The 26,593-nt window shown below is 68.9% G+C and carries 19 protein-coding genes and 3 pseudogenes; 12 read left to right on the top strand and 10 right to left on the bottom strand.

Translation table 11 applies throughout. The annotated features are described in order from the left end of the window. Positions 1–34: 34 nt before the first annotated feature. From OG937_02075 to OG937_02065, 3 genes and pseudogenes are all read left to right on the top strand, one after another. Entirely contained in the window at positions 35–685 is a 651-nt protein-coding gene (locus OG937_02075) for a DedA family protein (protein WUD70567.1), read from the top strand. Beyond that, positions 682–1,900: pseudogene (locus tag OG937_02070) on the top strand (glycosyltransferase family 4 protein). The gene OG937_02075 and the pseudogene OG937_02070 overlap by 4 nt, the downstream one beginning before the upstream one ends. Before the next feature lie 57 nt (positions 1,901–1,957). After that, positions 1,958–2,794 (top strand): undecaprenyl-diphosphate phosphatase, encoded by an 837-nt coding sequence (locus OG937_02065; protein ID WUD70566.1) that lies wholly within the window; start codon positions 1,958–1,960, stop codon positions 2,792–2,794. A 225-nt stretch (positions 2,795–3,019) separates the two neighbouring features. Here the strand turns inward: OG937_02065 and OG937_02060 are convergent, their stop codons facing one another. Continuing rightward, positions 3,020–3,871: a helix-turn-helix transcriptional regulator gene (locus OG937_02060; GenBank protein ID WUD70565.1), complete on the bottom strand. Its 852-nt coding sequence runs from the start codon at positions 3,869–3,871 to the stop codon at positions 3,020–3,022. A gap of 139 nt (positions 3,872–4,010) precedes the next feature. Between OG937_02060 and OG937_02055 the strand changes: the two genes are divergently transcribed. The 4 genes from OG937_02055 to OG937_02040 all read left to right on the top strand — a co-directional run bounded on the left by OG937_02055 (position 4,011) and on the right by OG937_02040 (position 7,935). Continuing rightward, positions 4,011–4,277, top strand: a complete 267-nt coding sequence (locus OG937_02055; protein ID WUD70564.1) for an Atu4866 domain-containing protein — start codon at positions 4,011–4,013, stop codon at positions 4,275–4,277. Continuing rightward, positions 4,274–5,512, top strand: a complete 1,239-nt coding sequence (locus OG937_02050; GenBank protein WUD70563.1) for an MFS transporter — start codon at positions 4,274–4,276, stop codon at positions 5,510–5,512. Before OG937_02055 ends, OG937_02050 begins: the two co-directional genes overlap by 4 nt. 168 nt (positions 5,513–5,680) lie before the next feature. After that, positions 5,681–6,400: an Atu4866 domain-containing protein gene (locus OG937_02045; GenBank protein WUD70562.1), complete on the top strand. Its 720-nt coding sequence runs from the start codon at positions 5,681–5,683 to the stop codon at positions 6,398–6,400. Between the two features lie 137 nt (positions 6,401–6,537). Continuing rightward, a complete protein-coding gene (locus tag OG937_02040; protein ID WUD70561.1) occupies positions 6,538–7,935 on the top strand; it encodes an amidohydrolase family protein in 1,398 nt (465 codons plus the stop codon). A gap of 225 nt (positions 7,936–8,160) precedes the next feature. Here the strand turns inward: OG937_02040 and OG937_02035 are convergent, their stop codons facing one another. Then, positions 8,161–8,340, bottom strand: a complete 180-nt coding sequence (locus tag OG937_02035) for a hypothetical protein (protein WUD70560.1) — start codon at positions 8,338–8,340, stop codon at positions 8,161–8,163. Positions 8,341–8,851: 511 nt separating this feature from the next. Here OG937_02035 and OG937_02030 point away from each other — a divergent pair. Further along, positions 8,852–9,529, top strand: coding sequence for a hypothetical protein (locus tag OG937_02030; protein WUD70559.1), 678 nt, complete (start codon positions 8,852–8,854; stop codon positions 9,527–9,529). A gap of 68 nt (positions 9,530–9,597) precedes the next feature. Here the strand turns inward: OG937_02030 and OG937_02025 are convergent, their stop codons facing one another. Continuing rightward, positions 9,598–9,729, bottom strand: a complete 132-nt coding sequence (locus tag OG937_02025; GenBank protein ID WUD70558.1) for a helicase associated domain-containing protein — start codon at positions 9,727–9,729, stop codon at positions 9,598–9,600. Positions 9,730–10,176: 447 nt separating this feature from the next. After that, a complete protein-coding gene (locus OG937_02020) occupies positions 10,177–11,079 on the bottom strand; it encodes a hypothetical protein (protein ID WUD70557.1) in 903 nt (300 codons plus the stop codon). Here OG937_02020 and OG937_02015 point away from each other — a divergent pair. Together OG937_02015 and OG937_02010 are read left to right on the top strand one after the other, a co-directional pair. Further along, on the top strand, positions 11,062–11,523 hold the full coding sequence (locus OG937_02015) for a hypothetical protein (protein WUD70556.1): 462 nt from the start codon (positions 11,062–11,064) through the stop codon (positions 11,521–11,523). The two genes, OG937_02020 and OG937_02015, sit on opposite strands and share 18 nt — an antisense overlap. Beyond that, positions 11,507–12,974 (top strand): annotated as a pseudogene (locus OG937_02010) (UvrD-helicase domain-containing protein). Before OG937_02015 ends, OG937_02010 begins: the two are co-directional and overlap by 17 nt. A gap of 118 nt (positions 12,975–13,092) precedes the next feature. On the opposite strand, the gene OG937_02005 reads toward OG937_02010, so the two are convergent. The 6 genes and pseudogenes from OG937_02005 to OG937_01980 form a co-directional block, all read right to left on the bottom strand. After that, positions 13,093–13,674, bottom strand: coding sequence for an NAD(P)H-dependent oxidoreductase (locus OG937_02005; GenBank protein ID WUD70555.1), 582 nt, complete (start codon positions 13,672–13,674; stop codon positions 13,093–13,095). Positions 13,675–13,791: 117 nt separating this feature from the next. Beyond that, a complete protein-coding gene (locus tag OG937_02000) occupies positions 13,792–14,253 on the bottom strand; it encodes a DoxX family protein (protein WUD70554.1) in 462 nt (153 codons plus the stop codon). Positions 14,254–14,505: 252 nt separating this feature from the next. Beyond that, positions 14,506–15,348 carry a fumarylacetoacetate hydrolase family protein gene (locus OG937_01995; GenBank protein ID WUD70553.1) on the bottom strand — a complete coding sequence of 281 codons (843 nt, stop codon included), beginning with the start codon at positions 15,346–15,348 and terminating at the stop codon, positions 14,506–14,508. Between the two features lie 704 nt (positions 15,349–16,052). After that, positions 16,053–16,377: pseudogene (locus OG937_01990) on the bottom strand (ATP-binding protein). 60 nt (positions 16,378–16,437) lie between these two features. Further along, positions 16,438–18,816, bottom strand: coding sequence for a SpoIIE family protein phosphatase (locus OG937_01985; protein ID WUD70552.1), 2,379 nt, complete (start codon positions 18,814–18,816; stop codon positions 16,438–16,440). Positions 18,817–21,034: 2,218 nt separating this feature from the next. Then, complete coding sequence (locus OG937_01980) at positions 21,035–21,649, bottom strand: TetR family transcriptional regulator (GenBank protein WUD70551.1); 615 nt, start codon at positions 21,647–21,649, stop codon at positions 21,035–21,037. Between the two features lie 244 nt (positions 21,650–21,893). Here OG937_01980 and OG937_01975 point away from each other — a divergent pair, with 244 nt between their 5' ends. Both OG937_01975 and OG937_01970 read left to right on the top strand, forming a co-directional pair. Next, complete coding sequence (locus OG937_01975; protein ID WUD70550.1) at positions 21,894–25,115, top strand: cytochrome P450; 3,222 nt, start codon at positions 21,894–21,896, stop codon at positions 25,113–25,115. 147 nt (positions 25,116–25,262) lie between these two features. Next, positions 25,263–26,309, top strand: a complete 1,047-nt coding sequence (locus OG937_01970) for a zinc-binding dehydrogenase (protein WUD70549.1) — start codon at positions 25,263–25,265, stop codon at positions 26,307–26,309. The last annotated feature ends 284 nt before the right edge of the window (positions 26,310–26,593 follow it).

Below are 26,593 nucleotides of genomic sequence, written 5' to 3'. Positions count from 1 at the left end.
GCCCCTGGCTGCGCACGGCAGGAAAGGCTTACCGGTGCCCCTCGCCCTCAACCCGCTGGACGCCACGTCGCTGCTGACGACATTCGGCACGGTAGGCGTCTTCCTGGTGCTGTTCGCCGAGACCGGGCTGCTGATCGGGTTCTTCCTGCCCGGCGACTCCCTGCTGTTCACCGCTGGGCTGCTGTGCACCACCGGAACCCACGGCCTGCACCTGTCCCTGCCCCGGGTGCTGGTGGCGGCCGCGGCCGGGGCATTGCTCGGTGCGCAGGTCGGCTACCTGATCGGCCGCCGCGCGGGACGGACCTTGCTGGCCCGGGCCCGCAACCGGCACCTGATCGACGGCATGACCCGAGCCGAGGACCTGCTCGCCCGGTACGGCCACGGCAAGGCGATCGTCTTCGCCCGCTTCATCCCCGTCGTGCGGACCGTGCTCAACCCGCTCGCCGGGATCGTCCGCGTACCCGCCCGGACCTTCGCGCTGTGGCAGATCACCGGCGGCCTGGCGTGGACGGTCGGCCTCGTCCTCGGCGGCTACGCGCTCGGCGCGAGCATCCCCAACGTCGACCGCTACCTGCTCCCCATCGTCGGCGTCATCGTCGCCGTCTCCCTGCTGCCGCTGGCCCTGGAGTTGCTCCGCTCGCGCCGCCGCACCGGCACGGAGACGAGCCGGGGGCCCGCCGCGTGAAGATCACCTTCCTGATCCACAACGTCTACGGGATCGGCGGTACCATCCGCACCACGCTCAACCTCGCCACAGCCCTGGCCGACCAGCACGAGGTGACGGTGGTCTCGATGCTGTGCCACCGTGCCCGCCCTCGCTTCGCCGCCGACCCCCGCGTGACCGTCGTACACCTGGTCGACATCCGCCCGGACTCCGCCGACGCGGCCGATCCGCTGATGCACGAGCCGGCCCGCGTCTTCCCCACCGCGGAGAAGCGGTACAAGCAGTACAACCGCCTCACCGACCAGCGCGTCGAGCAGTACCTGAGCACCTGCGATGCGGACGTCATCATCGGAACCCGTCCTGGCGTCAACATCTACCTGGCCCGTCTCGGCCCGGCCCGAGCCCTGCGTATCGCCCAGGAACACCTCACCCACGACGGCCACGGCAAGAAGCTCCGCGCCCAGCTTGCCCGCTGGTACCGCGACCTGGACGCGGTGGTCACCACCACCGAAGCGGACGCCGCCGTCTACCGGGCGAAGATGCGCCTGCCCGGCGTGCACATCCTCGCCATACCCAACAGCGTCCCCGACCCCAGCCTGCCGCCCACGCGCGAGACACCCAAGGTGATTGCCACAGCCGGCCGGCTGGTCCGCGGTAAGCGGTTGGACCTGCTCATCGAAGCGTTCACGCAGGTCGCCGCCAAATACCCCGACTGGACGTTGTGCATCTACGGCACTGGAACCGACCAGCAGCGGCTCCAGCAGCTCATCGACCAACACGACCTGAGGCAACAAGCGCAGCTGATGGGCGCGGTCTCACCGATCGAGGCCGAGTTCGCCAAAGCGTCGATCGTCGCCTCCGCCTCCGACCGCCGAGTCCTTCGGGATGACGCTGGTCGAGGCGATGCGCTGCGGCGTACCGGTCGTCGCCACCGACTGCCCGCTCGGCCCCGCCGAGATCATCGACGACGGCGTCGACGGCCGCCTGGTCCTCATGCGCGACCCGCAGGCCCTGGCCTCTGCCCTCTGCGACCTGATCGCCGATGAACCCGGCCGCCGCCGCATGGGCCAGGCCGCCCGCCACGCCGCCGAACGCTTCGACCCCGTCCACGTCGCCCGCACCTACGAGGAACTGTTCGCCAGTCTCGCCGCCACCCGGCGCTCCCGCACCTGGCAACGCCACAAAGCCCATTGGCGCAGCCGGGCGAGCCGAGCCCTGCGCCGACTGCGCCGCTGACCCCGCCCGCGCCGCACGACAGCCACCGCCCGCACCGCGTCACAGAAACGGACCCAGATGAGCGCCATCAGCATCGGCCAGGCCGCAGTCCTGGGAGTGGTCGAAGGAATCACCGAATTCCTTCCCGTCTCTTCCACCGGACACCTGAAGATCACCGAAGGGCTGATGGGCATCCCCGTCGACGACACCTCAGTCGTCGGCTTCACCGCCGTCATCCAGGTCGGCGCGATCGCCGCCGTGCTGGTGTACTTCTTCAAGAACATCGTGCGCATCGTCTCCGCCTGGGGCCGCGGCATCCGTAACCGCGACGAGCGCCACCATCACGACTACATGTTCGCCTGGTGGATCATCTACGCGACCATCCCGGTCGTCGTCGTCGGCCTGGCCGCCAAACCACTCATCGAAGGCCCGCTCGCCTCGCTGTGGGTGGTGGCGGGCTCCCTGATCGTGGGCAGCGGCGTGATGTGGGTGGCGGACCAGATGGGCCGCCACAAGCGCGGCGAGGACGACACCAGTCTCAAGGACGCCATGCTGGTCGGCAGTTCGCAGATCCTGGCGCTCCTCTTCCCCGGCTTCTCCCGCTCCGGCGCCACCATGTCCACCGCCCTCATCCTCGACCTCGACCGGGTCGCGGCCACCCGGCTCTCTTTTTTCCTCGGCATCCCCGCACTGACCGGCGCCGGACTGTACGAACTGAAGGACGCCGCGGGGGCCGGGGCCGCCGCTGCTCCACTCGTCGTCGGCACCGCCGTCTCCTTCGTCGTCGCCTACGCCTCGATCGCGTGGCTGCTGAAGTTCGTCGCCAAGCACTCCTTCAACGCCTTCGTGGCCTACCGCGTCGTCGTCGGTGTGCTGCTGTTCGGCTTGCTTGGCACGGGTGTGCTGACCGCGTGAGGAACACCAACCGGGCACTGGCTTTGGACGCACGGGTCCCTCGTCGGGCGGGGCCCTGGCAGCCGGGGTGTGAGTCGGTCCGAGGGCGTGCCGCAGCGCACCTGAGGTGGGGCGGCACCACCTCCCCGACGTCCCGGAGAGGCCGATCGCGGCGCCCTCAGGTGCCCGGGCGCCACCTGCGTCCGGCCAGTGCCGTGCCGTAAGGCCTCCTCAGCGCTGTGGTGGTCAGTGGCGGTAGGGGCTTGGTTCGGACTGGCGGCGCGTGGCTTGGAGGTTGCCCAGCAGGTGGAGGGCCTGGGCGCTGGGGGTGTCGGGCTGTGCTTGGTAGACGACGAGTTGCTGGCCGGGGGCGTCGCGGACGTCGAGGGCCTGGAAGGACAGGGTCAGTGGGCCGACGTCCGGGTGGAGGAAATACTTGTCCTCGCGGGTCTTGCCGCGCACGTTGTGGGCGTTCCACAGGCGCGTGAACTCCGGGCTCTGCTCGTTGAGAACGCGGATAAGTTCTTGCAGGCGGGGATTGTTGGCTTCGTGGCCGATGGCCTGGCGCAGGTTGGCCACGGTGGCCTCTGCCGTCCAATTCCACCGCGGGTAGAACTGCCGGGCGGCAGGGTCGAGGAAGGCCATGCGGGCCAGGTTGTCGGCGCGCTCGAAGGGTGAGTACAGCGCTTCGGCCAGAGAATTGACCGCGAGGATGTCGAGGGCCCGATTGATGACGAAGGCGACACTGAGCGCGTAGCCGTCGATCAGCTGCCGCAGGTCGGGGCTGATCCGGTCCGGGGTCGGCATGGCCTGGTCGCCGGGTGCGGCGCCGGCCAGCCGGTACAGGTGGTCGCGGGCGTCTGCGTCGAGGCGCAGTGCCCGGCTGAGCGCTCCGAGGACCTGGGGCGAGGGGTGGCGCTCGCGGCCCTGCTCGAGACGGGTGTAGTAGTCGACGTTGATCCCCGTCAGGACCGCGACCTCTTCGCGGCGCAGCCCGGCGACCCTGCGGGTCCCGTAGCTCGCCATGCCGACGTCATCGGGCTGCAGGCTGCCGCGGCGGGCCCGCAAAAACTCTCCCAGCTGGCTCTTCGTGGACATGAGCCCAGGCTAAAACGGCGCTCTCCCTGTTGCCTGGGTGTGCCACACCCAGGCAGCACACGTCCTGGAAGAGACCCTGTGACCTGCGCAAACTCGGTGGACAGAACCCAACCACCCCACCCAGGGACAGGAGATTGCCATGGTCGGCACCACTGAGGACAACACGGTCGACGTGGTCGGGATGTGGGTGACCGCAGATGGCCACATCCGCCAGGAACTGCTGGCGAACGGCCGCTACGACGAGGCCCGCGGCACACGGAGCAGCGCGTACACGGGCCGCTACACGGTCACCGGCGCCCACATCGATTACGTCGACGACACCGGTTTCACCGCGACTGGCGATATACGCGACGGCGTGCTCTACCACGAGCACCTCGTGCTGTACCGAGAGGAGCGGCAGGCATGACGGACACGACCTCCAACCTCGTGTGCGGCATGCCGACCACCACGAACGGCATGACCGCAGCCGGCCGGGACGTCCCGGGACGCTGGGCCCCGACGCTGCGGACCACCGTGCTGCTGGTACTCGCCGGTGTGCTCGTGGTCGGGCAGATGTACACCGTGGTGGCGCTGTACGGGCCGATGGCGCTCACCTTCCACGTCGCGCCGACCGCGGTGACCTGGACCTCTACGGCCTTTGGGTTCGCCTACGCCGTCGGGTTCCTTGTTGCCGGACCGCTGTCCGACCGGTTCGGTTCCCGTGCGATGATCACGGGCTGTCTGGCCGCCACAGCGCTGACCACGGCGCTGGTGCCCATCGCTCATGATCTGACCACCGCCGTGGTGCTGCGGGTGCTGCAGGGCCTGACGGCGGCGATGTTTGCCCCTGGCGCTTACGCGTACGTGGCCACGCGGATCCGTCCCGATCGGCGGGCCATGACGCTCAGCTTCGTCTCCAGCAGTCTGCTGGCCGCGGCGGTCATCATGCAGGTAGCGGCCCAGGTCATCGCAGAAGCCGCCTCCTGGCAGGACGTGTTCCTGCTGTCCGTCCCTCTGTTCGCACTGCTGGCAGTGGCTGCCCGCTTCGTACTGCTGCCGACCGTCACAGAGCACCGCACCAGCATCATGACGGCCTTCGGGGTCATGCCGAAGCTGGTATCCCGACCGCGGCTTGCGACCCTGTACCTGGCGACGTCCACGCTGCTGGGCGGCTTCGTCGCGATCTACACTGCCGTCTCCCTGGTCGGCCCCTCCAGCGTGGCTGACGACCCCGCGAGTCTGCTCGCCCTGCGGGCGTCCTCCCTGCCCGCCATGGTGGTGATCCCGCTCCTGGCGCCGGTCCTGGCACGCCTTGCCCCCCTCGTCCGCGTCATCATCGGACTGGGCGCAGCCGCTCTTGCTGCCGTGGCCGTGGCCTTGATGGCCGGCTCTCCGATCGCCTTGGCGCTGGGCCTGCTGGTGTTCGTCGCGGCGGTCGCCCTGGCCGCTCCCGCCCTGGTGCAGGTCATCAGCGGCGAGGCCGGCCCGAACGGCGGCAGCGCCACCGCGCTCTACGCCTTCGCGATGTTCGCGGGCGGCAGTATCGGCGGTCAACTCGTCGGCGCGTTCACCGACATGGGCTTCTCCGGCATCACCTTCTGCATCGCCGGCCTGCTCGGCGCGGGCACAGTCCTGGCCGTAGCCTCCGCCCGCCGTCGGTAACCCCCTCCTGCCTCCCTGGCAGACCCCTCCTGCTACCGCGCCGCGCACCCCTGGTGGCTGACGTGCCAGCCCCGCCGCAGTACAGCCAGCTACACACGGCGCATGCGCACGCGACCTGCACATCGGCACTCACCACGCTCCACACCCCCTGTCGAAAAGGACAATCACATGACCAGCGAGCTCACCCCCGCTAGCCCGACCCGAGACGACTCCCTGCTGACCGAACTCCGCCAGCCCGAAGGCCGTCCCCTGCTGCTTACCGGCGGCACCGTCATCACCGGCAACGCGATGATGGGCGACTGGCAGGACGCCGACGTCCTGATCGGCGGCTCCCTGATCGTCGGCGTCGGCCCGGGCCTGCTCACCGCCGCAGGTGACGACAACATGATCGTCATCGACTGCACCGGAAGTCTCGTCCTGCCCGCCGCTGCCGACTTCACCGGCAGCGCACAAGGCGCCTCCCTCAGCCCCGGCCACCCCGCGGACATCGCCGTTCTCCGGCTCGCGGACACCCCGCAGACTCCTCCGGGCGCCGTCCCGGCACGCGGTGAACACCTGGACATCCTCATCACCGCCGGCCAGGTCCACCTCTTGGACGGCCGTCCCTTGGACGGAACCGAAACGCCCGCCCCCGCCGCAGCGCCCACCCACGACTCTGCCCATCCCTACCTGGGGATGTGGGTCGACGAGAACGACTTCGTACGCCAGGAACTGCTCCCTGACGGACGCTACGACGAAGCCCGCGGCGACCGTCAAAGCGCCTACCAGGGCCGCTACTGGATCCGCGACAACCGCATCGACTACCTCGATGACCTGGGCTTCTGGGCCTTCGGAGAATTCGAAGACGGCGTCTTGCACCACGCGGGATACCGCTTCACCCGACGCTGACAGCCAAAGCCTCCCGCGTCACACGGGCACTCCCCGGCCAGCCAGCGCATGGACCGCATGGACCGGACCGGCACCGAACCGAACACCACATAACTCCGGCAGTCCGCCACCCCCGATCCAACCGAGAGAAGGACCTCATGAACGTCAACGGCACCACGAGCACCGCCGTGCTCGAACAGCTCCGACAGCGTCCCGCCCGCGAACGTCGCATCCTGTTCAGCGGCGCAACCATCATCACCATGGACGCCGACCTCGGCGTCATCGACCGCGGAGACCTCCTCATCGAGGGCGACACCATCACCGCTGTCGGTCCCCGTCTCAATGCCGGCAACGCCTTGGTCGTCGACGCCACCGGCGCAATCCTCACCCCCGGCTTCGTCGACACCCACCGGCACGCCTGGCAGACGCAGCTGCGTCGGATCATGCCGGACGTCAACGACCTCGGTAGCTACCTCATGACCACCCTGGCCGGCCACGCGACGGCCTACCGGCCCGAGGACATGTACATCGGCACCAAGCTGGCCGCTTTGACCGCGATCGACAGCGGCATCACCACGATGCTCGACTTCTCCCACAACTCCCGGACCCCCGCACACTCCGACGCCGCCATCGAGGCCCTCCGCGACACACGCATCCGCGGTGTCCACGCCTCCATGGCGCCGCACTTCGGTGACTGGGACCAGCAGTGGCCCGGCGACCTGACCCGTATCAAGGAGCAGTACTTCAGCAGCAACGACCAGCTCCTGACTCTGCGCCTGGCAGCCTTGGCCACTGACGAAATCGCCGGCCCTGCGCTCGCCTACGGGTCCGAGCTTGCCCGCGTGGCCCAGCACCTGGACATCGGCGTGAGCGTGGATGCCGTCTTCGGCGCCTCCTCCTCACAGGCCGTCCTGCGCTGGGCCAAAGACGGCATCCTCGGCCCCGACGTCACTCTCATCCATGCGACCGGACTGACCTCCGAGGCATGGAAGACCATGGCAACAGCCGGTACCACCGTGGCGCTCGCCCCCACCTCCGATGCACAAATCGGCCTGGAGAGCGCGATTCCCGCCATTGACGAAGGTCTGGGCGTGGGCATCCGTCCCGGCCTGAGTATCGACGTCGAAGTCGCCTTGGCGAGCGACATGTTCACCCAGATGCGAGCCCTCCACGCCATCCAGCGGATGCGCGCCAGCAATGCCGCCTACAGCACTGGCCAGCCGGCCTCCCGCATCACCACTCACGACGTCCTGGACTTCGCCACCCTCCAAGGCGCCCGCACGAACGGACTGGCGACCCTCACTGGTTCCCTCACCGCGGGCAAGAAGGCCGACGTACTGGTCATCCAGGCTGAAGACCTCAACAACATGCCGCTCAACGACCCGATCGGCACCGTCGTCCTCGGTTCCGACGCCCGCAACATCAGCGCCGTCCTCGTAAACGGCGAGCCCCTCAAGTGGAACGGCCACGTCCTCGACGTCGATCTGCCCACCCTGCGCAGCCAAGTCCAGGCCTCCCGCTCGTACGTGCTCAAAGCGAGCCTTGCCCGCGAATGACGGTGCTGCTGCGCGGCGGGGCTGGTGCGCTCGGATCCGACGCCGACGACGGGTTCGGCGGCCAGGGGCGACCGTCCAGCCCTGCAGTATCTGCATGATCGGCAGGTCCCGGGCGATCCGCCGAGCTCCTGGCAGTTCGCGACGGTCTGCTCCTGGTGGGATCGGACGGCCTCATCGAGCTCCTGCTCCGGGTCTTTTGGTTCGCCCGGGCGGCAAGTGCAGGTTCTAGCCGAGGACCACCCACGGCTCACGCATAAAGTCCTGCAGGCCGGCCCACACCAGTTGCCCGATCGCATCGCGGTACTTGCGGACCTCAGTGGCGTACTCGGCTGCCGTGATGCGCCACTGGCAGTGCTCCTTCGGCCGTGCTCCTTCGACGGTGAAGCCCCGCTGCCCAGTGCTCACGGGGCTCGGGCGCGCGGGAAGTCAATCGGCCGCCTACGCTGCCGAACTGTTCGACGCCCCGGCGCTACCGGCTACTGAACCCACCCGCCACGCGGCTGGGATCACTTCCCGACGGGCAGATCGGGTGGGACAGGAGTGGGGCGCTCGTTGCAGTCGCGGAACGCAGCCCACTATTCGTAGCCGATCCCGTGGTCTCGCGCACCTCAGGGAACAGCGATCGTTGACCGGTTCCGCAGTCAGTCGTCGATCAGCCAGCCTCGGGAGCGTGTTCCGATTGTCAGGCCGCGCACCGCAGGGCCGCAGGGACAACGTCCTGGACGCGGGCAGCGACTTCGGACCACGGGTCAGTCTTCTTCCGATTGCGGAGGCTTCAGCACCGGGTCGTCCATGAGCGCTTCTTCAGTACCGGCTTCCTGCGCTCGTTCGTCTCCATCGCGATAGGCGGGGCGGTCTGGCAGGTGCGCTGGCCGTCAGGACGGACTGGCTCCGGCCGTTCGACGAGCACTTCGGCGTGCTGTACCGGACCACCGCGCTGCTGGACCGCGCCGAGGTGCTGGAGGCGCCGTGCGGCCGGGTGACGGTGCTGAAGGTGCTGGGCACCGGTGGCATCGACGTCCACCTGCTGCGCGGCGAGGCGGGCGTACCGGGCCGCGAGGTGCTGGCGGCGGGCGTGGGCGCGCTGCAGCGTGCGTACCCGGCCGTCCCCGGGGACCGGCTTCCGTACGGGAAGCCTGGGCCGGGGGTCACGGTGTCCCGCGTGCACAGTTGGGACCGCCGGCCGTACCTGTCGGTGACCACCGTGCCGTTCGAGGTGACGGCAGACCACGATCTGCTCGACCATGCGGGGCTGTTCGGGCTCACCACTGCGACGGACGACTCCCGGGGACACTTCCCCGGCATCAGCGGCGAGCCGCTGGCGGTGGGCGCCGCGGGGCAGACGGTGACGGCCGCCTTCAGCGCGCTGGGCTACCGTTCCGCCTCGGTGACGGCACTCAGCGGTCTGGCGGCGGGCATACCCCCGTCCACGACCAAGTGCGTGGACATCGAATTCACCGGGCCCATCGGCTTTCTGACGGTGCACCGGACCTCCCGGCTGGTGCTCAACGCGGGGTGGGTGAACGCGCGGCTTCCCGAAGAGGACTGGGACGCATGGGACGAGTCCGACGACGACGCGGACGGCACGGCGTGACGCAAGGCCGCCCGCCGCTGCGCCCACGGCCGCTCGGAATGATTGACCACTCCCACCACGGTGAGCTGCTACCAGCGCATACCGAGAGCGTCGAGTTCCGCGCGCCGTTCCGGGGTGAGCGCGCGGCGGCGGATGTTGTCCACGAACATGCCGAGCTTGTGCTCGACACTGTCCACGACTCCGACGGGCTTCCTGGGCACCTGGAGACTCCCCTCCCGGGCGTGGAACTGCCGGGCGAAGGTTGACCGCCCACTTGTCGGCCTGTGTACGGCGTGCCAGCGGCTACTCGTCGGGTTCTGCGGGGGAGAGGTGGAGCATGTTCTGAAGCATCCAGCCCGGCCCCCCACAGCAGCTCGCACCACCCGCAGCCACCGCCGCTGCGCCTGCCCCACCCCCGTCCGAGGCGCCGGCCGCGAAACTGCCGGACCATCCGGCCTACTAGCAGATCATGGCGGTCTTCGCCACGGCCAATGCCCCACTGCGGGCGCGGGCGGTGTGAGAGGCGATGGACGTGGAGATCGCGCCCAGCAGCATCAACAACGCCCGCCTGAAGCTCAAGCGGCTCGTCGAGCGGGGAATCCTGGCCGAGACCGAGCAGGGGCTGTTCACCCTGCCGCGACCGTAACCCCCGTCCCGGACAGCGGGAATCAGCTCGCTCGCCCTGTGAGCAGGTCCTGGTACGACTTGGACTGGAACTGCAGGGGTGGAGCCAGGTCGCCAAAGGACTTGCCGAAGGCTTGCGGCGACCGCTCCAGTTCCATCAGCACCTGGTCCGCTGCGTCGTCACCGGCAAGGTTGGGCGCCAGGGCCGCGCAGGCCCGAACGCCGGCATGCGGGTCAGCCAGCCAGGGGCGCGTGTCGCCGTCGAGGTGGCCAATGGCGATCACAATCGTCGCCAGGTCGTGCGAGGAATCGGCGGCCCGGGCCATCGACGTCAACTGTTCCAGCAGCTCCGGACGTTGTGCGGAGGCTGCGGGATGCCGCGCCAGTGACCCGACAGCTGCGGCGGCGCATGTCCTGCGCCTGGCGCGTTCCGACGCGAGGTGCGGCAGTGTTCGCCGCAGGAGCGCGGGAACCAGGTCGAAGCAGGCGAGCGCCGCCTGATCTAGGACGAGTTCACCCAGACCCGTGCCGTCCCGCCACATCCGGGCCCTGCCATCCGCATCGGTCGACATGTACTCGGCGGTCCAGGCCCGAAGCTCCGGTGCGCGGTCCTTGACCCGAGCACGGATTTCCGCAGCTCGGTCTCCGAGGTCGGCGGCGACGCCGACCTCGTACAGATAGGCGAGCATGGCATCGGGCAACGAGGGATCATCCGGCCCCAGCAGCGGATCGTCCAGGAGCTCGGCGACAAGCAGCCCGGTGGGCGCCGTCGCAGGCCAGGCCTTGCCTTCGCGACGAAGCGTCGCCGACCACAGGTGCGAGTACCCGTCGACGAAAGCCTCCGCATCGTCGCCGAGGAGAGCAGCCAGATGCCGCGGCGTGTCGCCGGCGGGGCCCGAGGCATGGAAAAGGCCGGACCAATCCACTTCATGCGTACGGTCATCCACAACGGGGATGGTGCCACGACGGATGCGAACTGCGGTACGCCGTCTTCGGCACACCGGTTCTGCCCGGTGTGCGGGAAGCTGCCGCCGGCCACCATCGCGTTCGACGCGCTTCAGGCGGACTCCGTCCGGCTTGATGCGCTGAGCGACCTTCCCCACCAGGTGCAAGCGACCCTGCGAGAGCAGGGGGTCTTCACCAGGAACTGGGTCGACACCATCGAGAACGTCGTCGGAGTCGTGGAAGCCCGCGCCGATTCGGTATTCCGGACAGCGGTGGCGAACGCAGAGGACTTGCTGCGAGGCAAGGGAAACATCGGCTGCGCTCTCCGAGGGTTTGCCGTCTGTGCCGATGCGCGGCCTCCTCACCGACGACGACACCTGACCACCGACGCGCGCTTGTCGCGCCCTCACGGATCGATGAAGCTCAACGATGCTGCAGCCCACTGACGAACAGATCGCGGCCGCCGATGCCTTCGCCATCGGGGACCACCTGGTGATCCAGGCCGGTGCTGGCACGGCTAAGACCACCACGCTCACCCAGCTCGCGGCCAGCACCTCACGCCGGGGCTTGTATGTGGCGTTCAACCGGTCCATCGCTCAGGACGCCGCCGGCCGCTTTCCGGCCACGGTGCTGTGCAAGACCGCGCACTCTCTGGCCTACGCTGCCATCGGTCACTGCTACCGCGCCCGCTTGAACGGCCCCCGGCTACCCGGGAGGCACACCGCCGATGCGCTGGGCATCACCAAGCCCATGCGCATCGGCAACCGAACCGTCTGGCCGGCCACATTGACCTCCACCGCCCAGCGCACCGTCACCCGGTTCTGTCACTCCGCCGACCCCGTCATCGGACACCATCACGTGCCACCGCTCCGCGGCCTGGACAGCGTCGACCTGCACGCCGAACTCGCCCGGCGCATCCTGCCCTACGCCCGCGCCGCCTGGGCCGACCTGCAGCACCCCGACACCGGAGCGGTCCGCTTCGAAGACGACCACTACCTGAAAATCTGGGCCCTGTCCGACCCGAAACTCCACACCGATTTCGTGCTCCTGGACGATGCCCAGGACACCAACCCCGTCCTGGAGCAGGTGCTGCTCAACCAGCGCGGCCACGCCCAACTGGTCATGGTGGGGGATTCCGCGCAGGCCATCTACGGCTGGCGCGGCGCCAAGGACGTCATGACCTGCTTCGACGGCACCTCCCTCTCTTTGACGCAGTCTTTCCGTTTCGGCCCCATCCTCGCGCTGGAGGCCAACCGGTGGCTGACGATCGCCGACGCCCCGATCCGCCTGGATGGAACCCAGACGATCCCCACCGAGGTCGGAAAGGTGACCCAGCCGGACGCGGTGCTGTGCCGGAGCAACATCGGCGCCATGGCCCAAGTCCGCCAATGGCCGTAGGGTCGCGCTGGCTGGGGGAGGCCAGGCCCTGCGCGCTGTGGCGCTGGCGTCACGTGACCTGAAAGACGGGCGCCGTACCTCCCACCCCGAACTGGTGCTGTTCACCACCTGGGGCCAGCTGCCGGAGTACGCCGAACACGATCCCGCCGGCAGTGACCTGCAGCCCCTGGTCGACCTCGTCGACCACCACGGCACCGACGCCGTCCTGGCCGCGGTCAACCGCCTCGACCGCGAACAGGACGCGCAGGTGACCGTCTCCACCGCTCACAAAGCCAAGGGCCGCGAATGGCCCCAGGTCGAGATCGCCGACGACTTTCACCCACCCAAAGACAGCGACGAGACCGACGAGCACGGCAACCCGCTGAACGGCCCGATCGACGACACCGACGTCCGCCTAGCCTACGTTGCTGTCACCCGCGCCCGCCAACGCCTCGACCTCGGCGGCCTGGCCTGGATCAACGACCACCCCGACGGAAAACCCCCGGCCGTACAGCGGTGACCTGTGAGCGCCGCTTGTGGGGGGCCTGTCCGGGGTGGGGCAGCATGAGTGGGGTGCGCAAAGGTGCGCGCCTCGGGTGAGTCTGCGTTCCGGCGGCGGTGGGTAATTCTGGTCCGGCTCAGGGCATGGTCGTGGGACGGCGCAGGGGCAGCAGCGCCTCGCTGAGGCGGGCGAGTTCCTCCAGCATCGCCTTGGCGGAAGCGATCATGATCTCGTTGGGCTGGAGCCCCTCGTCCTCATCGATGAGCTGGTGCACGAAGGGAATGGACACCGCTTCAGGGACCGGCGTCATCTTCAGCGTGGTTACCACTTGCTTGATCATCTGCGCGGCGCGGGTGCCTGCGGAGACTCCGCCGTAGCTGACCAGTCCGACCGGCTTGTACTGCCATTCGGCGTGCAGGTAGTCGATGGCGTTCTTGAGTTCGGCGTTATACCCGAAGTTGTATTCCGGCATCACGAACACGAACGCGTCCGCCTCGGTTACCTTCGCGCTCCACTCGCGCGTGTGCTGGTGCACGTAGCGTCCCAGCCGGGGGTGGTGCGGCTCGTTCATGAACGGAAGGTTCACCTCCGCGAGATCCACCAGCTCGACCTCGGTGAAGGCTCCATGCTCCGTCGCCTGGGTCAGCATCCACTGGCCGATCGAGGGGCCGATCCGGTTGGGGCGCGTGCTCGCGACGATGATCTCCAGCTTTGCCATGACTTTCTCTCTTCAGCGGATGCCCGGGGGCTTGCCCGGGATGGTGTGCTCTGTCGGTTGGGTAGTTGTTGGGTGCTTGGCCGTGCATGAGTGCAGGCCGGGGCTGGCGGACCGGGTCTAGGAGACCGTCAGGAGGACCAGTTCGGCTGCGGCCAGGGCGCCGGTGACGGCGGCCGGCAGGCAGCGGACGGCCCGGTCACCGCTGCGCAGGTGCACGATCACGGCTCCGGCCATGAGCAGGACCAGGCCTGTGGAGACAGCGGCGCCGAGCGTGTGCCATCGCAGGCCGACCAGCAGCCCGGCCGCTGCCGCCACCTCCAAGGCGCCCAGCAGCCGGTACTGGGGGAGGGTCGCGCCCACGTGGGCTGCGGCCTGACGCATCGCGGGAACCGCTGCGAGCTTGGCCGCTCCCACCAGGAGGAACAGCGCGGCCAGGACGGCGGCCAGGAGGACGGTGGCGATCATGAACGTTCCTTGGGTCAAGGGGAGGGGCTGGGTGGTGTACGTCTGGTGGGCGGCCTGCGGGTTGAGGAGCGCGGCGCCGTGGTGCTGTCCCGGCTCGCCTTGCTGGGTGGGCACCTCGCGGATGACCGCTCGTGCGGGTGCCGGACGATCTGCTGGGACGTTGTGCGGCGCTCAGCGTGGCCGGCTGCGTATGGGGCGGTGCCCCGCCGGCACCGGCCGGCTCTGCAGGGCTTGCGGAGGGCCGCACCGGGCGCTTTGGCGGCGGGATGCTGTTCGGGGGCGCGCGTAAGGGGGCTCGTGGCCGGCCCGGTCTCCCTCGGTGGGAGGCCGGGCCGGCTGGTCCCGGGCGGGGGGAGCCCGGGAGTCTCAGTGGGTGTGCACCATCGTGCTCTGCTCGCCGAGGTCGAGTACGCCGTCGTCGGTCGCGATGCGGGCGGTGACGACGTCGCCGTCCTGCAGGTAGTGCGGGTTGTGCTGCTGGCGGGCGAAGAACTTCTGCCAGCGCTTGTGCGGCGGCAGCAAGGCGGCGAGCGTGGTCGCCAGCTTGCCCGGGGAATTCAGGGCGGTCCCGCCGGGGGTTCCGGTGAGCAGCACGTCTCCGGGCTGGAGGGTCTGGAAGCGGGACAGGAGGGTCAGGGCGCGCGCCGGCTTGACGATCATGTCGGTGACGGTGCGGTCCTGGCGGGTGGCCCCGTTGACCTGCAAGGTGAGCCGCAGGTCGGAAAGGCGGGCCAGGTCGTCGGCGACGACCAGAGCGGCGACATAGTCGGACAGGGTGGAGTCGGTGACCTGTGTGCCGACCGGCAGGTCCGCGCCCATCACCAGCCCGAGCTCAACCTCGTAGTCCAGGAACCGCACGTGCGAGGGACGCACGATGTCCTGGTAAGGGCCGCTCACGGACCCCGAGGCCTTGCGGAAGAACGCCGGCGGGACGGTGTCCGGGTCGAACCCGGAGTCCACCGCATGGGAGGGGTAGTTGACCATTCGCGCCACCACCCGACACGGCGTGGTGAGCGGTGAGAGCAGTTCTCCTTGCGCCAGTTGCCCGGCGTCCGGGTCGGCCGCGGCCCGGGCCGCGGCCTCGGTCACCGCAGCGCGGTCAGCGAGCAGGTCCGCAGTGGTCCCGGCGCTGGTGGTGACGCGGTGCAGCCGTCCTGTGCCGCTCTCCACCCACCAGCCCTCGCCGGTGCGGACGACCGGAATGTTCATCGGCTCTCCTGAGTCCTGGGCGTCGACCGAACCGCCCCTGGAGCACTTCCGGTCAGTTCTGATGAAATCATCAGCGTCAATGGCTCATTCGTCAAGTCTCATCAGGACCGATGAAACGATCAGTAACCTCGTGGTGGGGGTCCAGTAGCCGATGGCTGGCGCAACAGGCGGGGCAGTCGGACCCCCCGAACGAACCGGCGCGACCGAGCGCCTCGGCGATGCGCCGGGGTGAAGCCGGGGCGAGCGGGCCGGCGTCGGGCGGCGATGCCGGCAGTACGGGCCCCTTGGGGCCAGGATGATGCGCTTGTCCCGGGCGTAGTCGTTGCCGACCGGCCGGGCAGCCGTGCCCGGAGTTTTGCCCCACCTGAGGCGAGCGCCTTCACGGCCTCATCCTTGGGTCGGCATGTGTGCCCTGTCCGGGGGAGTGGTCACCGGGTCACCCGGGCCGACAGCATGGACTTCACCGTCGCACCCAGCCGCTGCACGATCTCCTGTTCGGCCCGCTCCCTCAGAGCGTGGCGCAGCATCTTAGCGCGGAAGGCCGTGGTGGTCGCGGCCTGTGGGGCCGGGGTGGCGCCACATCGGTCCGCGTGATCTTCCTGAGGGGTGTTCACATTCCCTCTCAACGAGGGGCCGGCGGAAGGGGTGTGTGCTGAAGGGGTGAACCGGGCGACGGCAACTCCAGGCAGCCGACGCGGACATCATCACCGAGTCCCCGATCGTGAGGGTGCCGGCTGATCGTCAGGGGCCCGGGGGATGGGTTGTTCGGTCCAGATCGTCTTGCCGTTGTCAGCGCAGCGGCAGCCCCAGCGGGTGGTGAGCTGGGCGATGAGGAACAGGCCGTGTCCTCCCTCGTCGGTGGCACGGGCATACCGCAGTCGGGGTTGGGTGCTGCTGGAGTCGGTGACCTCGCACACCAGGACGGCATGGCGGATCAGCCGCAGGTGCACCGGCGGGTGCGCGTAGCGGATGGTTGGTCACCAGTTCGCTGACGATGAGTTCGGTCGGCAGGAGGAGGCCGTCCAGGCCCCGGGTGTGCAGTTGGCGGTATGTCCAACGTGGCGGCCGCCGTTCAGTGTGGATGGTCGTTCAACGTGGCTGCTCGATGAGCTGCTCGGCCCAGATCGTCTTGCCGTCTCGGCTGTACCTGCAGCCCCAGCGCGTGGCGAGTTGAGCGACGAGGAACAGGCCGCGTCCTCCCTCGTCGGTGGTGCGGGCACGCCGCAGGCGGGGCTGGGTGGGACTGGAGTCGCTGACTTCGCAGACCAGAACGCCGTGGCGGATCAGCCGCAGTTCCATCGGCGGACGTCCGTAGCGGATGGCGTTGGTCACCAGTTCACTGACGATAAGTTCGGTGGTGAACATGAGGTCCTGTAGCCCCCACTCGGCGAGCTGGCGGGCCGTCGACTTCCGAGCCTCGTAGACGGCGGCCGGGTCGGGCGGGATCTCCCAGTGAGCGGTGTCCTCCGATGGGACGGCGCGAGTGCGGGCCAGAAGCAGGGCCGCGTCATCGCGCAGCGGTTGGCCGGCCAGGTCGGCGAGGAGAGCCCCGCCGGTGTCGCCCAGAGGGCGTTCCGGACGGCAGGAGGCGGCGAGGGTGTCCGTCAGACGCCGCAGCCCTTGGCCGATGTCGTCGCCGTCCCGTTCGATCAGGCCGTCCGTGTAGAGGCCGAGGACGCTGCCCGGCTCAAGGTCGATCGTGGTGGTTTCGTACGGCATGCCGCCGATGGCGAGTGGCGGTCCCGGGGAGACCTCGATTACTGCGGCCGTCCCGTCGGGCCGGACCAGGATGGGCGACGGATGCCCCGCACTGGCCAGGGTGCAGCGTTGAGTTACCGGGTCGTAGAGCGCGTACAGGCACGTGGCGCCGACGGTGTCCTGGTCGTCCGGTGGGGCTTCGGCCGCAAGGCGCTGAACCAAGTCCGCGATCCGGGTGAGCAACTCGTCGGGCTCGAGTTCGAGGTCGGCGAGGGTCTGGATGGCGGCGCGCAGACGGCCCATAGCGGCGCTTGCGGCCATGCCATGGCCGACCACATCCCCGGCGACAAGGGCCAGCCGGAGAGAAGGCAGAGCAATAGCGTCGAACCAGTCGCCGCCGATCTCCGCTCCGCCGCCTGCGGGCAGGTAGACACCAGCGGTCTCGGCTGCCGGAGTGTCGGTCGTGGCCGGAGGAAGAAGACGTTGCTGCAACGCCACGGCCGCCCTGTGCTCGCGTGTGTAACGGCGGGCGTTGTCGATGGCGAGCGCGCTCCTCGAGGCGATCTGAGCCATGAGATCCGCCTCGTCCTCGGTGAACGGCGCGGATGAGCCGACGCGCCAAACGGATATGTCGCCGAGCGTGAGGCCGCGAGCGTGCAGCGGTGCCACCATCACCGAGTGACAGTTCTTCGGCATCAGGAACTCGACCAGCTGGGGATCGCCGATCACAGCGATGTACTCGTCGCGGCTGAGGATGACGGTTTCACCGTGCTGAAAGCTGCGCAGGAGGGGGTGATCGGGGAGCGGTGGTACAAGGTTGCCGCGCTTGATTCCGGCCGGCCACCCCTCGGCGGTCGGTGCCATCGCGGCGTTGCGCAGATGAAGATCTCCGCCGCCCAGTCGCTTCACGGGTTCATCACCGTCGAATACGGCCTGCGCGAGATCGACTGCGGCGAAGTCTCCGAGGTCCGGCACTAGTACGTCCGCCAGTTCATGGGCTGTGCGCACGACGTCGAGTAACCTCCCGACGCGTTCGGCCGTCTTGCGGGCGAGATCCAGGTGCTGGCGAGCCTGCCACTGATCAGTGGCATCGCTGTACAACGCCACAACTCCGGTCGGGCGCCCCCGCTCGTCCTCGAGACGGGAGGCGGACAGTGACATGGCCCGCCGCCGCGCCGGATCGTGCTGCCAGCTCACTGGCTGGTTCTCGCGGATCAACGGTGCGCCCGTGTCGAGGACCTGACGCAGGAACGCCTCGGCGTCCTCAGCATCCCCGTCCGCCAGCACGTCGTGCAGGCGGCCTCCGGGCGGCACAGGGGGGCAGCCAAACACGCGCGACAGGTTGTTGCTGTGCACGATGATCAGGTTCAGATCATGCAGGGCGATCCCGATTCGGTCCTGAGAGGACAGTGTGCGCAGGAGTGCTGCACCCTGCTGCTGATCGGACACGGACTGTGCAGGCTCCGCCATGACAAGGGAATTGCCGGACCTTGTGTCCCGCGTCGCCCGGAAGGTGACAGGGATGATGTCTCCAGAACGGTGGCGCAGCCGTACCTGGCCGAATATAGGTATCTCCTCGGCTGTGCCGGGGTCGCTGGGGAGGTCGGCCAGCAGTTCCTGTACAGGACGGCCGCAGACCTCTCTGGCCGTAAGCCCTGTCAGGTCCGCCGCCGTCTCGGTCCACCACAACACTGTGCCCCGGCTGTCGAGTACGGCGGTTGCCAGGCCGTCGAAGGCGTACGGCCAGTCGCCAGGATTGGGACTTGGCATGCTCTTTGTCCTCTGGCAATCACAAACCGGATAATTTGTTCGTTTCATGCCCATTTTTCACCTTACTGTCAGAACTGGCGAGGAGATCTGTGGCCGCCGCTGCCACTTGCCCAGATGATCGAGATCATCTACGTCGCGTATCTGAGGTGAGGGCTCGGGGGAGGGCTGGACGGCAAGCGGGGCCGCCGTAGGCGCTGTTTAATCCCTGCTGCTCCTGAGGGAGACCTGGCGGTGCCGCAGTGGCCTTCGTCTGGGTGCGGGGCGGGCGTCGGTGGGACGGTCACCACTCGCCCTTGCGGTACGGCTTTCACGCAGGCGATCGCGGCGTCCTGCGCACAGTTGAACGTCGTGTCCACCAGGGGTCTGCGGTGTCGCGGACGTCTCTATCCCGCCGGCGGCGACGGGTGCAGGCGGCAGGGTTGCCCACCGCTGCAGGGCTCCGCTCGCTCCGCTGACCAGCAGTCCCGCGAACGCCGCGCACGGGACGGCGCTCACCCGCGGCCCGTGGAATCTCCGGGTCCGGCAATTCCGCGGCGGGCAGTGCATCGGTGAGGCCTCCCCGGTAGGGGTCTTCTGGCTGGAGGAAGTCGGGCCGTGGGAAGGAGCAGCCCGTCAGCTTGGGCTTCCGGTGTGCGGAAACCAGGGCCGCTTGGCGCTGGCGCTGCCGCCAGCGTCTTCCCGCTCCGGCAGGCGGGACTGTGAGCCGACACGTCGTGTCACGCCGCGCAGCAGGGCGTCCTTGTTCGGCGCATGGATCTCTTCTCCTCGCCTCCCGGGACCCTCCCGGGAGTTTCCATACGGTGTATGGTAACGCTGGACGGAGTTCCGTGCAATGGCTTTGCCGGCACCGTGGGACATGCGCCCAGCGAGTTCTCCCGCCCTGGTGCGGGTCGCTTCCCACCGGCGGCCGGCATGGGGGCACCGAGGTCGCCGACGCGTTGCCGCCCGCACACCTGACCGAGCCGGTAGCCGCGGCTGATCGTCGCCTTGGTGGCGGCCTGGAAGAACAGGACAGCCAGCACGAGGGTGAGGGAACCGGCGCGGGTGATCGGCAGCAGGGCGGCGAACAATGCGAGGCCGACGAAATTTGCCGAAAACCCGGTTGAGGGCGCGTTACCAGGTGAGGGCCAGGTTGGACTGGAAGATCGAGGCGGCGGTGGCCACGGCCCAGTACGGGCGGCCGACGCCCAATGCCATGAAGGCCCAGCCGGCCAGGAGGCAGCCAGCATCGAACCGGGTCGTAAGACGCTCGGCTGGCGGACGTGACACCGACGCAACAGCCCGACGTTGCACGGTCTATTGCACGCCGCGCTCGATGCGGTGGTAGCGCCGGTGACCTGATCGTTTCTCGGGCAGGGCAGAAGGAGAGCGGGCAGCGGAGCGGTTCCGCGCAGGAGTGTCGCCCAGTGGGTGAGCTCCTGGGGGCCGGCGCTGCTGGATTCGGTGCGGGCCAGCAGCAGCGCCAGGGTCTGTCGCTCCAGGGAGCGGACGCCTACCGACGACACCGTGCGCCAGGCTTCGGCTGCTGTCGCGCCCGCAGCTCGGCAGGGAGGGGTCGTCATCCGGGGTGTGAGCGAGCTGCACGGCGGCGTCCAAGGCCCTTGCCACCGCCAGACGATGCGTTCCTGAGGCGGCACGAGGCCGGGGGCCATGCGCACCATCAAGGCCAGCAGACCAGCGGCAAGGGGGAGCGCGAGGTGGTAAGGATGTCGGCGAAGCGCTGTGGAAAAGGCGCAGTTGGTCGCGACCAACGTGCACACGACGTCGCCCGGGGTCGATCGGGGTGGCCTCACAAGCTTGTGAGCAGCAGCAAAGCGAGCTGCCACAGCAACCCGGACCGCGGTGCTGCTTGTGGCGGCCGCGGTCGCCAGCCCCACCCCGTTGCTCACGGCCATGCCGAGCACCACGCAGGCCAGGGCGCGGGCAGCGTAGGGCAGGCTGTGCCCGTAGAGCGCGCACATGGATCCGCCGACTGTCTACACCATCAGGTCGACTCGCCCCACGGCCGGCAGTATCAGACTTGGCACGGCCATCGCGGACAGGGTGCTGAGCGCTGTCTTCGGCCACAGATCGGTCGCCCGGCCCAGTCGCAGCACACCGTGCACCCGCAGCGGCCGCATCGATGGCCTTTCCGGATGTGGGTGCCCCCCACGCACCGCAGCCAGAGATCGCCCGCCCACGGGCCTGCCTCAGGCCGCAACACCTCAGGACCACGGACTCAAAGGCCGGCGCCCTGGCCGTCGGCGGTGAGCCGGCTTTCCAGGCCCGTGATGAGCGTGTCCAGCACCAGGCGGAACATGCGGTCCTCATCAGGGCCTGCATCCGTGGGCCCGTCTTCGCCGACAGCGGGGGCGGTGGGCGTGAGGTTCGACCACTGCCGGAGCGCGCCGTTGAGTTCGGCGGTGAGGACACCGATGACAACGGCGCACATGAGAGCGGCGATCTGCGGGACTTCTGAGCGCGGCACCCCTGCGGTGTCCAGTATCGCGATGAGCCCAGCCCAGAAGGGGTCTTCGGACTGGATGAAGTCCGGCTGGCTGAACGAGTAGGCCATGAGCTTGGGGTGGCGGTGCGCCAGCGTCCGGAAATCCGTGGCGAGCAGGCGGATGCGGTCCTGCCAGGGAGCGTCCTCCAGCGTCACGGTGCGGAACTGGGCGCCGACCATTCTTGCCACGCCGCTCAGCAGGGCGTCCTTGTTCGGTACGTGGTGGTACAGCGACATCGGGTTGGCATCCAGCACGGTCGCAAGTTTGCGCATGGTGAGCGCCTCGACACCATCCGTGTCGATGAGCTGCAGGGCGGCGGTGTGGATCCCGGCCTCGGTCAGGGGCACGTCTCTCTTCCTGGTTCCCCGCGGGGGGCGCTTCGCCTTTTCCATACTGCGTATGGTATCAGCCTCGTACGGCGTACGGAAACAGCTCCGGCCGCAGGGTGATGGCGCAAAGGCTGGTGCGATCAGGCTGTGTTCGACTTTCCATACGCTGTATGTTATCACTTCCATACGGCGTATGTTTCTGTGGTGCACCGCGGCATCGACCAGCGCCCTTGCCCATCACCTCCACACGAAGGAGCAAGCCATGACCACGCACTCCGCGAACGACCTTCGCCCCATACGGTCTCCGCGCGGGATCCCGCTCCTCGGCCACACGACGCAGATCCCCGGCACCAATCCGTTCGCCTACTTCGCCGAGCTGTCCAAGCAGTTCCCTGAGGGCATCTACGGCATGGACATCGCCGGGATCGAGCAGGTCTTCGTCTACGACCCGGACCTGGTGGCTGAGGTCTGCGACGAGACCCGGTTCTTCAAGCAGATCGAGAAGACGCCGCTGAACCATGTCCGGGACTTCGCGGGTGCGGGCCTGTTCACGGCCCACCAGCACGAAGAGGAATGGGGCATGGCGCACCGGATCCTCCTGCCGGCCTTCAGCCAGCGGGCCATGAAGGCCTACTACGGGCAGATGCTGGAGATCGCCCAGAACCTGGTGGGCAAGTGGGAGCGCAGGGAGGGTCAGCCGGTCAACATCACCGACGACTACACCCGGCTGACGCTGGACACCATCGCCCTGTCGGGGTTCGGCTACCGATTCGACTCCTTCGACAAGGAGGAGCTGCACCCCTTCCTCAACGCGCTGCTGGGCGCGCTGGTGGAGTCGCTGCGGCGCTCGCAGGAGCTGCCGATGATGACCATGCTCCGCAAGTCGGACGACAAGAAGTACCGCGAGAACATCCTGCTGATGCAGGACCTGGTCGAGCGCGTGATCAAGGAGCGCCGCGAGGGGAAAGGCACCGGTGAGGAGGACCTGCTGGGCCTGATGCTGGAGGCAACCGACCCGGAGACCGGCAAGCTGCTGGCCGACGACAACGTCCGCGACCAGGTGCTGACGTTCCTGATCGCCGGTCACGAGACCACCAGCGGCCTGCTGTCGTTCGCCACGTACTCGCTGATGCGCAACCCGCACGTGCTGGCCCAGGCCTACGCAGAGGTGGACCGCCTGCTGCCGGGCGACACGGTGCCGGACTACGACACGATCATGAAGCTGGATGTGATCCCGCGCATCCTGGAGGAAACCCTGCGCCTGTGGGCGCCCATCCCGCTATTCGGCAAGACGGCGCGGGAGGACACCGTCATCGGCGGCCGCTACGAGCTGAAGAAGGGCACGAAGGTCCTCATCCTGGAGGGCCCGCTGCACACCCATCCCAAGGCGTGGGAGCGGCCGGAGGAGTTCGACATCGACCGCTGGCTGCCGGACAACCGGGTCCAGCAGCACCCCCACGCCTACAAGCCGTTCGGCAACGGCGTACGGGCCTGCATCGGCCGCCAATTCGCGCTCACCGAGGCCCGCCTGGCCCTCGCTCTGGTGCTGCAGAAGATCAAGTTCTCCGACACCGCCGACTACAAGATGGATCCCCGGGAGGCGCTGACGCGTAAGCCCGGCGACTTCAACCTCGTCGTACGCACCCGCAAGGAGCGCGAGCGGGCCGTCTTCGGCGCCGCCGACCTGCAGACGGATGACACGCAGGCGCAGGCCGCGGTCAGCGGTGTCGGGGTGAACCTCACCGTCGCCTACGGCTCCAGCCTGGGCTCGTGCGAGGACCTGGCGCGCACCATCGCCGACCGCGGCGAGCGCTCCGGGTTCGGCACCACCCTGGTCAGCCTGGACGAGCTGGGCGACAACCTGCCCACCGAGGGCCTGCTCGTCGTCGTCGCCGCCAGCTACAACGGCAAGGCCCCCGACAACGCCCAGCGCTTCGACGACCTGCTCGCCGCCGGACTGCCCGAGGGCTCGCTGACCCACGTGCGGTACGCGCTGCTGGGCGCCGGCAACACCCAGTGGGTGGCCACCTACCAGGCTTTCCCCAAGCGGATCGAGGGAGGCCTGCTGGCCGCCGGCGCCACCCCCGTCATCGAGCGCGGCATCGCGGACGCCGCAGGGGACTTCGACGGCATGGCGAGTCGCTGGATGACCACTTTGTGGTCCACCCTGGCCGAGGAGTACGCCGCCGACACCTCCGCCGCGAGCGGCCCGCGCTACCATGTGCAACTGCTCACCGAGGCGGATGTGCGCCCGGCGATCGTCTCCGAGCAGGCCTACCCGCTCACGGTGGTGGCCAACGAGGAACTCGTGGCCGACGCGACCGGCCTGTGGGACTTCAGCATCGAGCCGCCGCGCCCGTCCGCCAAGTCCATCACCGTTGAGCTGCCTGAGGGTGTCACCTACGACACCGGCAACCATCTGGCCGTCTTCGCCAAGAACGAACCGGCGCTGGTGGCCCGCGCACTCGCCCGCCTCGGCGTCGACCGCGACCAGGTGCTCCGCCTGGACCAGCCCGCAGGCGGCCGCACCCACCTGCCCGTGGGCACCCCGGTGACCGCCGGCGTCCTGCTCACCGAGTTCCTGGAACTGCAGGACGTGGCCACCCGCTCCCAGATCCAGACCCTCGCCGAGCACACCCAGTGCCCCTGGACCCGGCCGCAGCTGCAGGCCTACATCGCCGACACCACCGAAGCCGAGGAGCGCTACCAGAGCGAGATCCTAGGCAAGCGCGTCTCAGTGCTGAACCTGCTGGAGCGCTTCCCCGCAGTCAAGCTGCCGCTGGCGGTCTTCCTGGAGATGACGGGCCCGATCCGTCCCCGCTTCTACTCCATCTCCTCCGCCCCACTGGCCAGTCCGCGCCAGGTGCGTCTGACCGTGGGCCTGCTGGAGGGCCCGGCCCTGTCCGGCGACGGCCAGTACCGCGGCACCTGCTCCTCCTACATCGCAGGCCTCGAGCCCGGTGACGTCTTCTACGGTTACGTGCGCGTGCCCTCTCCGACGTTCGCCCCGCCGACCGACCCCGCCACGCCGCTGATCCTCATCGGCCCCGGCACCGGCATCGCGCCGCTGCGCGGCTTCCTGGAGGAGCGTGCCCAGCAGCACGAGAACGGCGCGAAGGTGGGCCTTTCGCAGGTGTTCGTCGGCTGTCGGCACCCTGAGCACGACTACTTCTACCGCCAGGAGATGCAGGACTGGGAGCAGTCCGGGATCGCCCAGGTCCACACCGCCTTCTCCGCGGTGACCGGCCACCCCGCCCGGTTCGTGCAGAACGCCATCGCCAACATTGCCGACACGGTGTGGCAGGCCATCGAAGACGGCGCGTACATCTACGTCTGCGGGGACGGCCGCCGCATGGCGCCTGCCGTGCGCGAAGCCCTCGCTGCCATCCACCGCCAGCAGACCGGCAGTGACGACGAGGGCGCCCAGCAGTGGCTTGCCCAGCTCGAAGCCGACGAGCGCTACCAGCAGGACGTCTTCGCCTGACCCCAGACGCCGGGAGGCGTGCGGCGCAGTCGTGCTACCCGCACGCCTCCCGGCCACCACAAGCCCGCCAGACGCCAGACGCCAGACGCCACACGGCACCCATCGGCCCGAACTGCCGGGAGTGCCGCTCACAGAAAGCAGATCCCCATGGACACCATGCTCGCTGGACGCTTCCACCTGGACAGCAAGAAGTTCGCCGTGGAGGAGGTGCCCGTCCCCGTGCCCGGCCCGGGCGAAGTCCTCATCGAGGTGAAGGCCGCAGGTGTCTGCCTGTCGGACGTCCACCTGATTGACGGCTCTCTCGTCCCGCTGTTCGCCGCCTCCGACACGGTCACCGTCGGACACGAGGTCTCCGGTGTGATCCACACGCTGGGCCCCGACCTCAAGCGCGGCCTGACCGTCGGCACCCGCGTCACCCTGGAGGCCGGCAAGACCTGCGGCTGGTGCGCCGGCTGCGTGCGCCGCCGCCCCTGCACCCAGATGCGCACCGCCGGCATCGACTACGACGGCGGCTGGGCTCAGTACACCCTCGCCCGCGAGGACACCCTCATCCCCATCCCCAACAGCCTCCCCTTCGACCAGGCCGCGATCATCCCCGACGCGGTCTCCACCCCCTACGCCGCCGTCGTCACCACCGCAGGCGTTCGTCCCGCCCAGTCCGTCGGCGTGTGGGGCGTAGGTGGAGTGGGCGCGCACAACGTGCGCCTCGCCCGCCTGGTCGGCGCCGCGCCGATCATCGCTGTTGACCCGCTGCCCAGCGCCCGGGAACGAGCTCTGGCCTTCGGCGCGGACTTCGCTCTGGATCCGGCCGCCCCCGACTTCGCCGACCAGGTACGCGCCGCCACCGGCGGACGCGGCCTGGACTTCGCCTTCGACTGCGCCGGCGTGCCCGCCGTCCGTGAGCAGGCCGCCTCCGTGCTCGGCCTGGACGGCTCCCTGATCCTGGTGGGCATCACGCCCAAGCCGCTCATCATCACCGAGGGCCTGACCTTCAACTACATGTCCAAGCAGGTGCGCGGTCACTACGGCGGCTCTCCCGAGTCCGTCTCCGAGCTGGTGCAGTTGGCGTCCAACGGCCGTCTCGACCTGGCCCCCTCCATCACTGACCACATTCCGCTGGCTGAGGCCGCCGACGCAGTCCACCGCCTGGAGAACAAGATCGGGGACCCGATCCGCCTCATCCTCGTCCCCTGACGCCTCGTGGGCGCCGGTGTTAGAGGGAGCACCGGCGCCCACGGTCTGTCGCTTCGGCCCTCGAACCGCTTCCAAGGGGCACGGACGCGTTCGCCGCTGCAGCGGCGAACCCGCCACGGTCTGTCGGTAACCGGGGCGCGCTTGATCAGCGTCCTGCGCGCTTGGTTCGGAGCCACCCCGATGGACCGTCTACACGTGGGCAGATCCCGAGGAACTGTTCCGCCTCCGAGTCGGTGCGGCCAGCCTGGACATCTAGGCCCCCGTTACATGCCGTAGCTGGGTGG

Origin of the sequence: Streptomyces sp. NBC_00510, assembly GCA_036013505.1 — a bacterium.
In the GTDB taxonomy this organism is placed as follows: domain Bacteria; phylum Actinomycetota; class Actinomycetes; order Streptomycetales; family Streptomycetaceae; genus Actinacidiphila.
The sequence above is the reverse complement of the archived record's forward strand: the minus strand, read 5'-3'. Positions and strand labels throughout refer to the sequence as shown.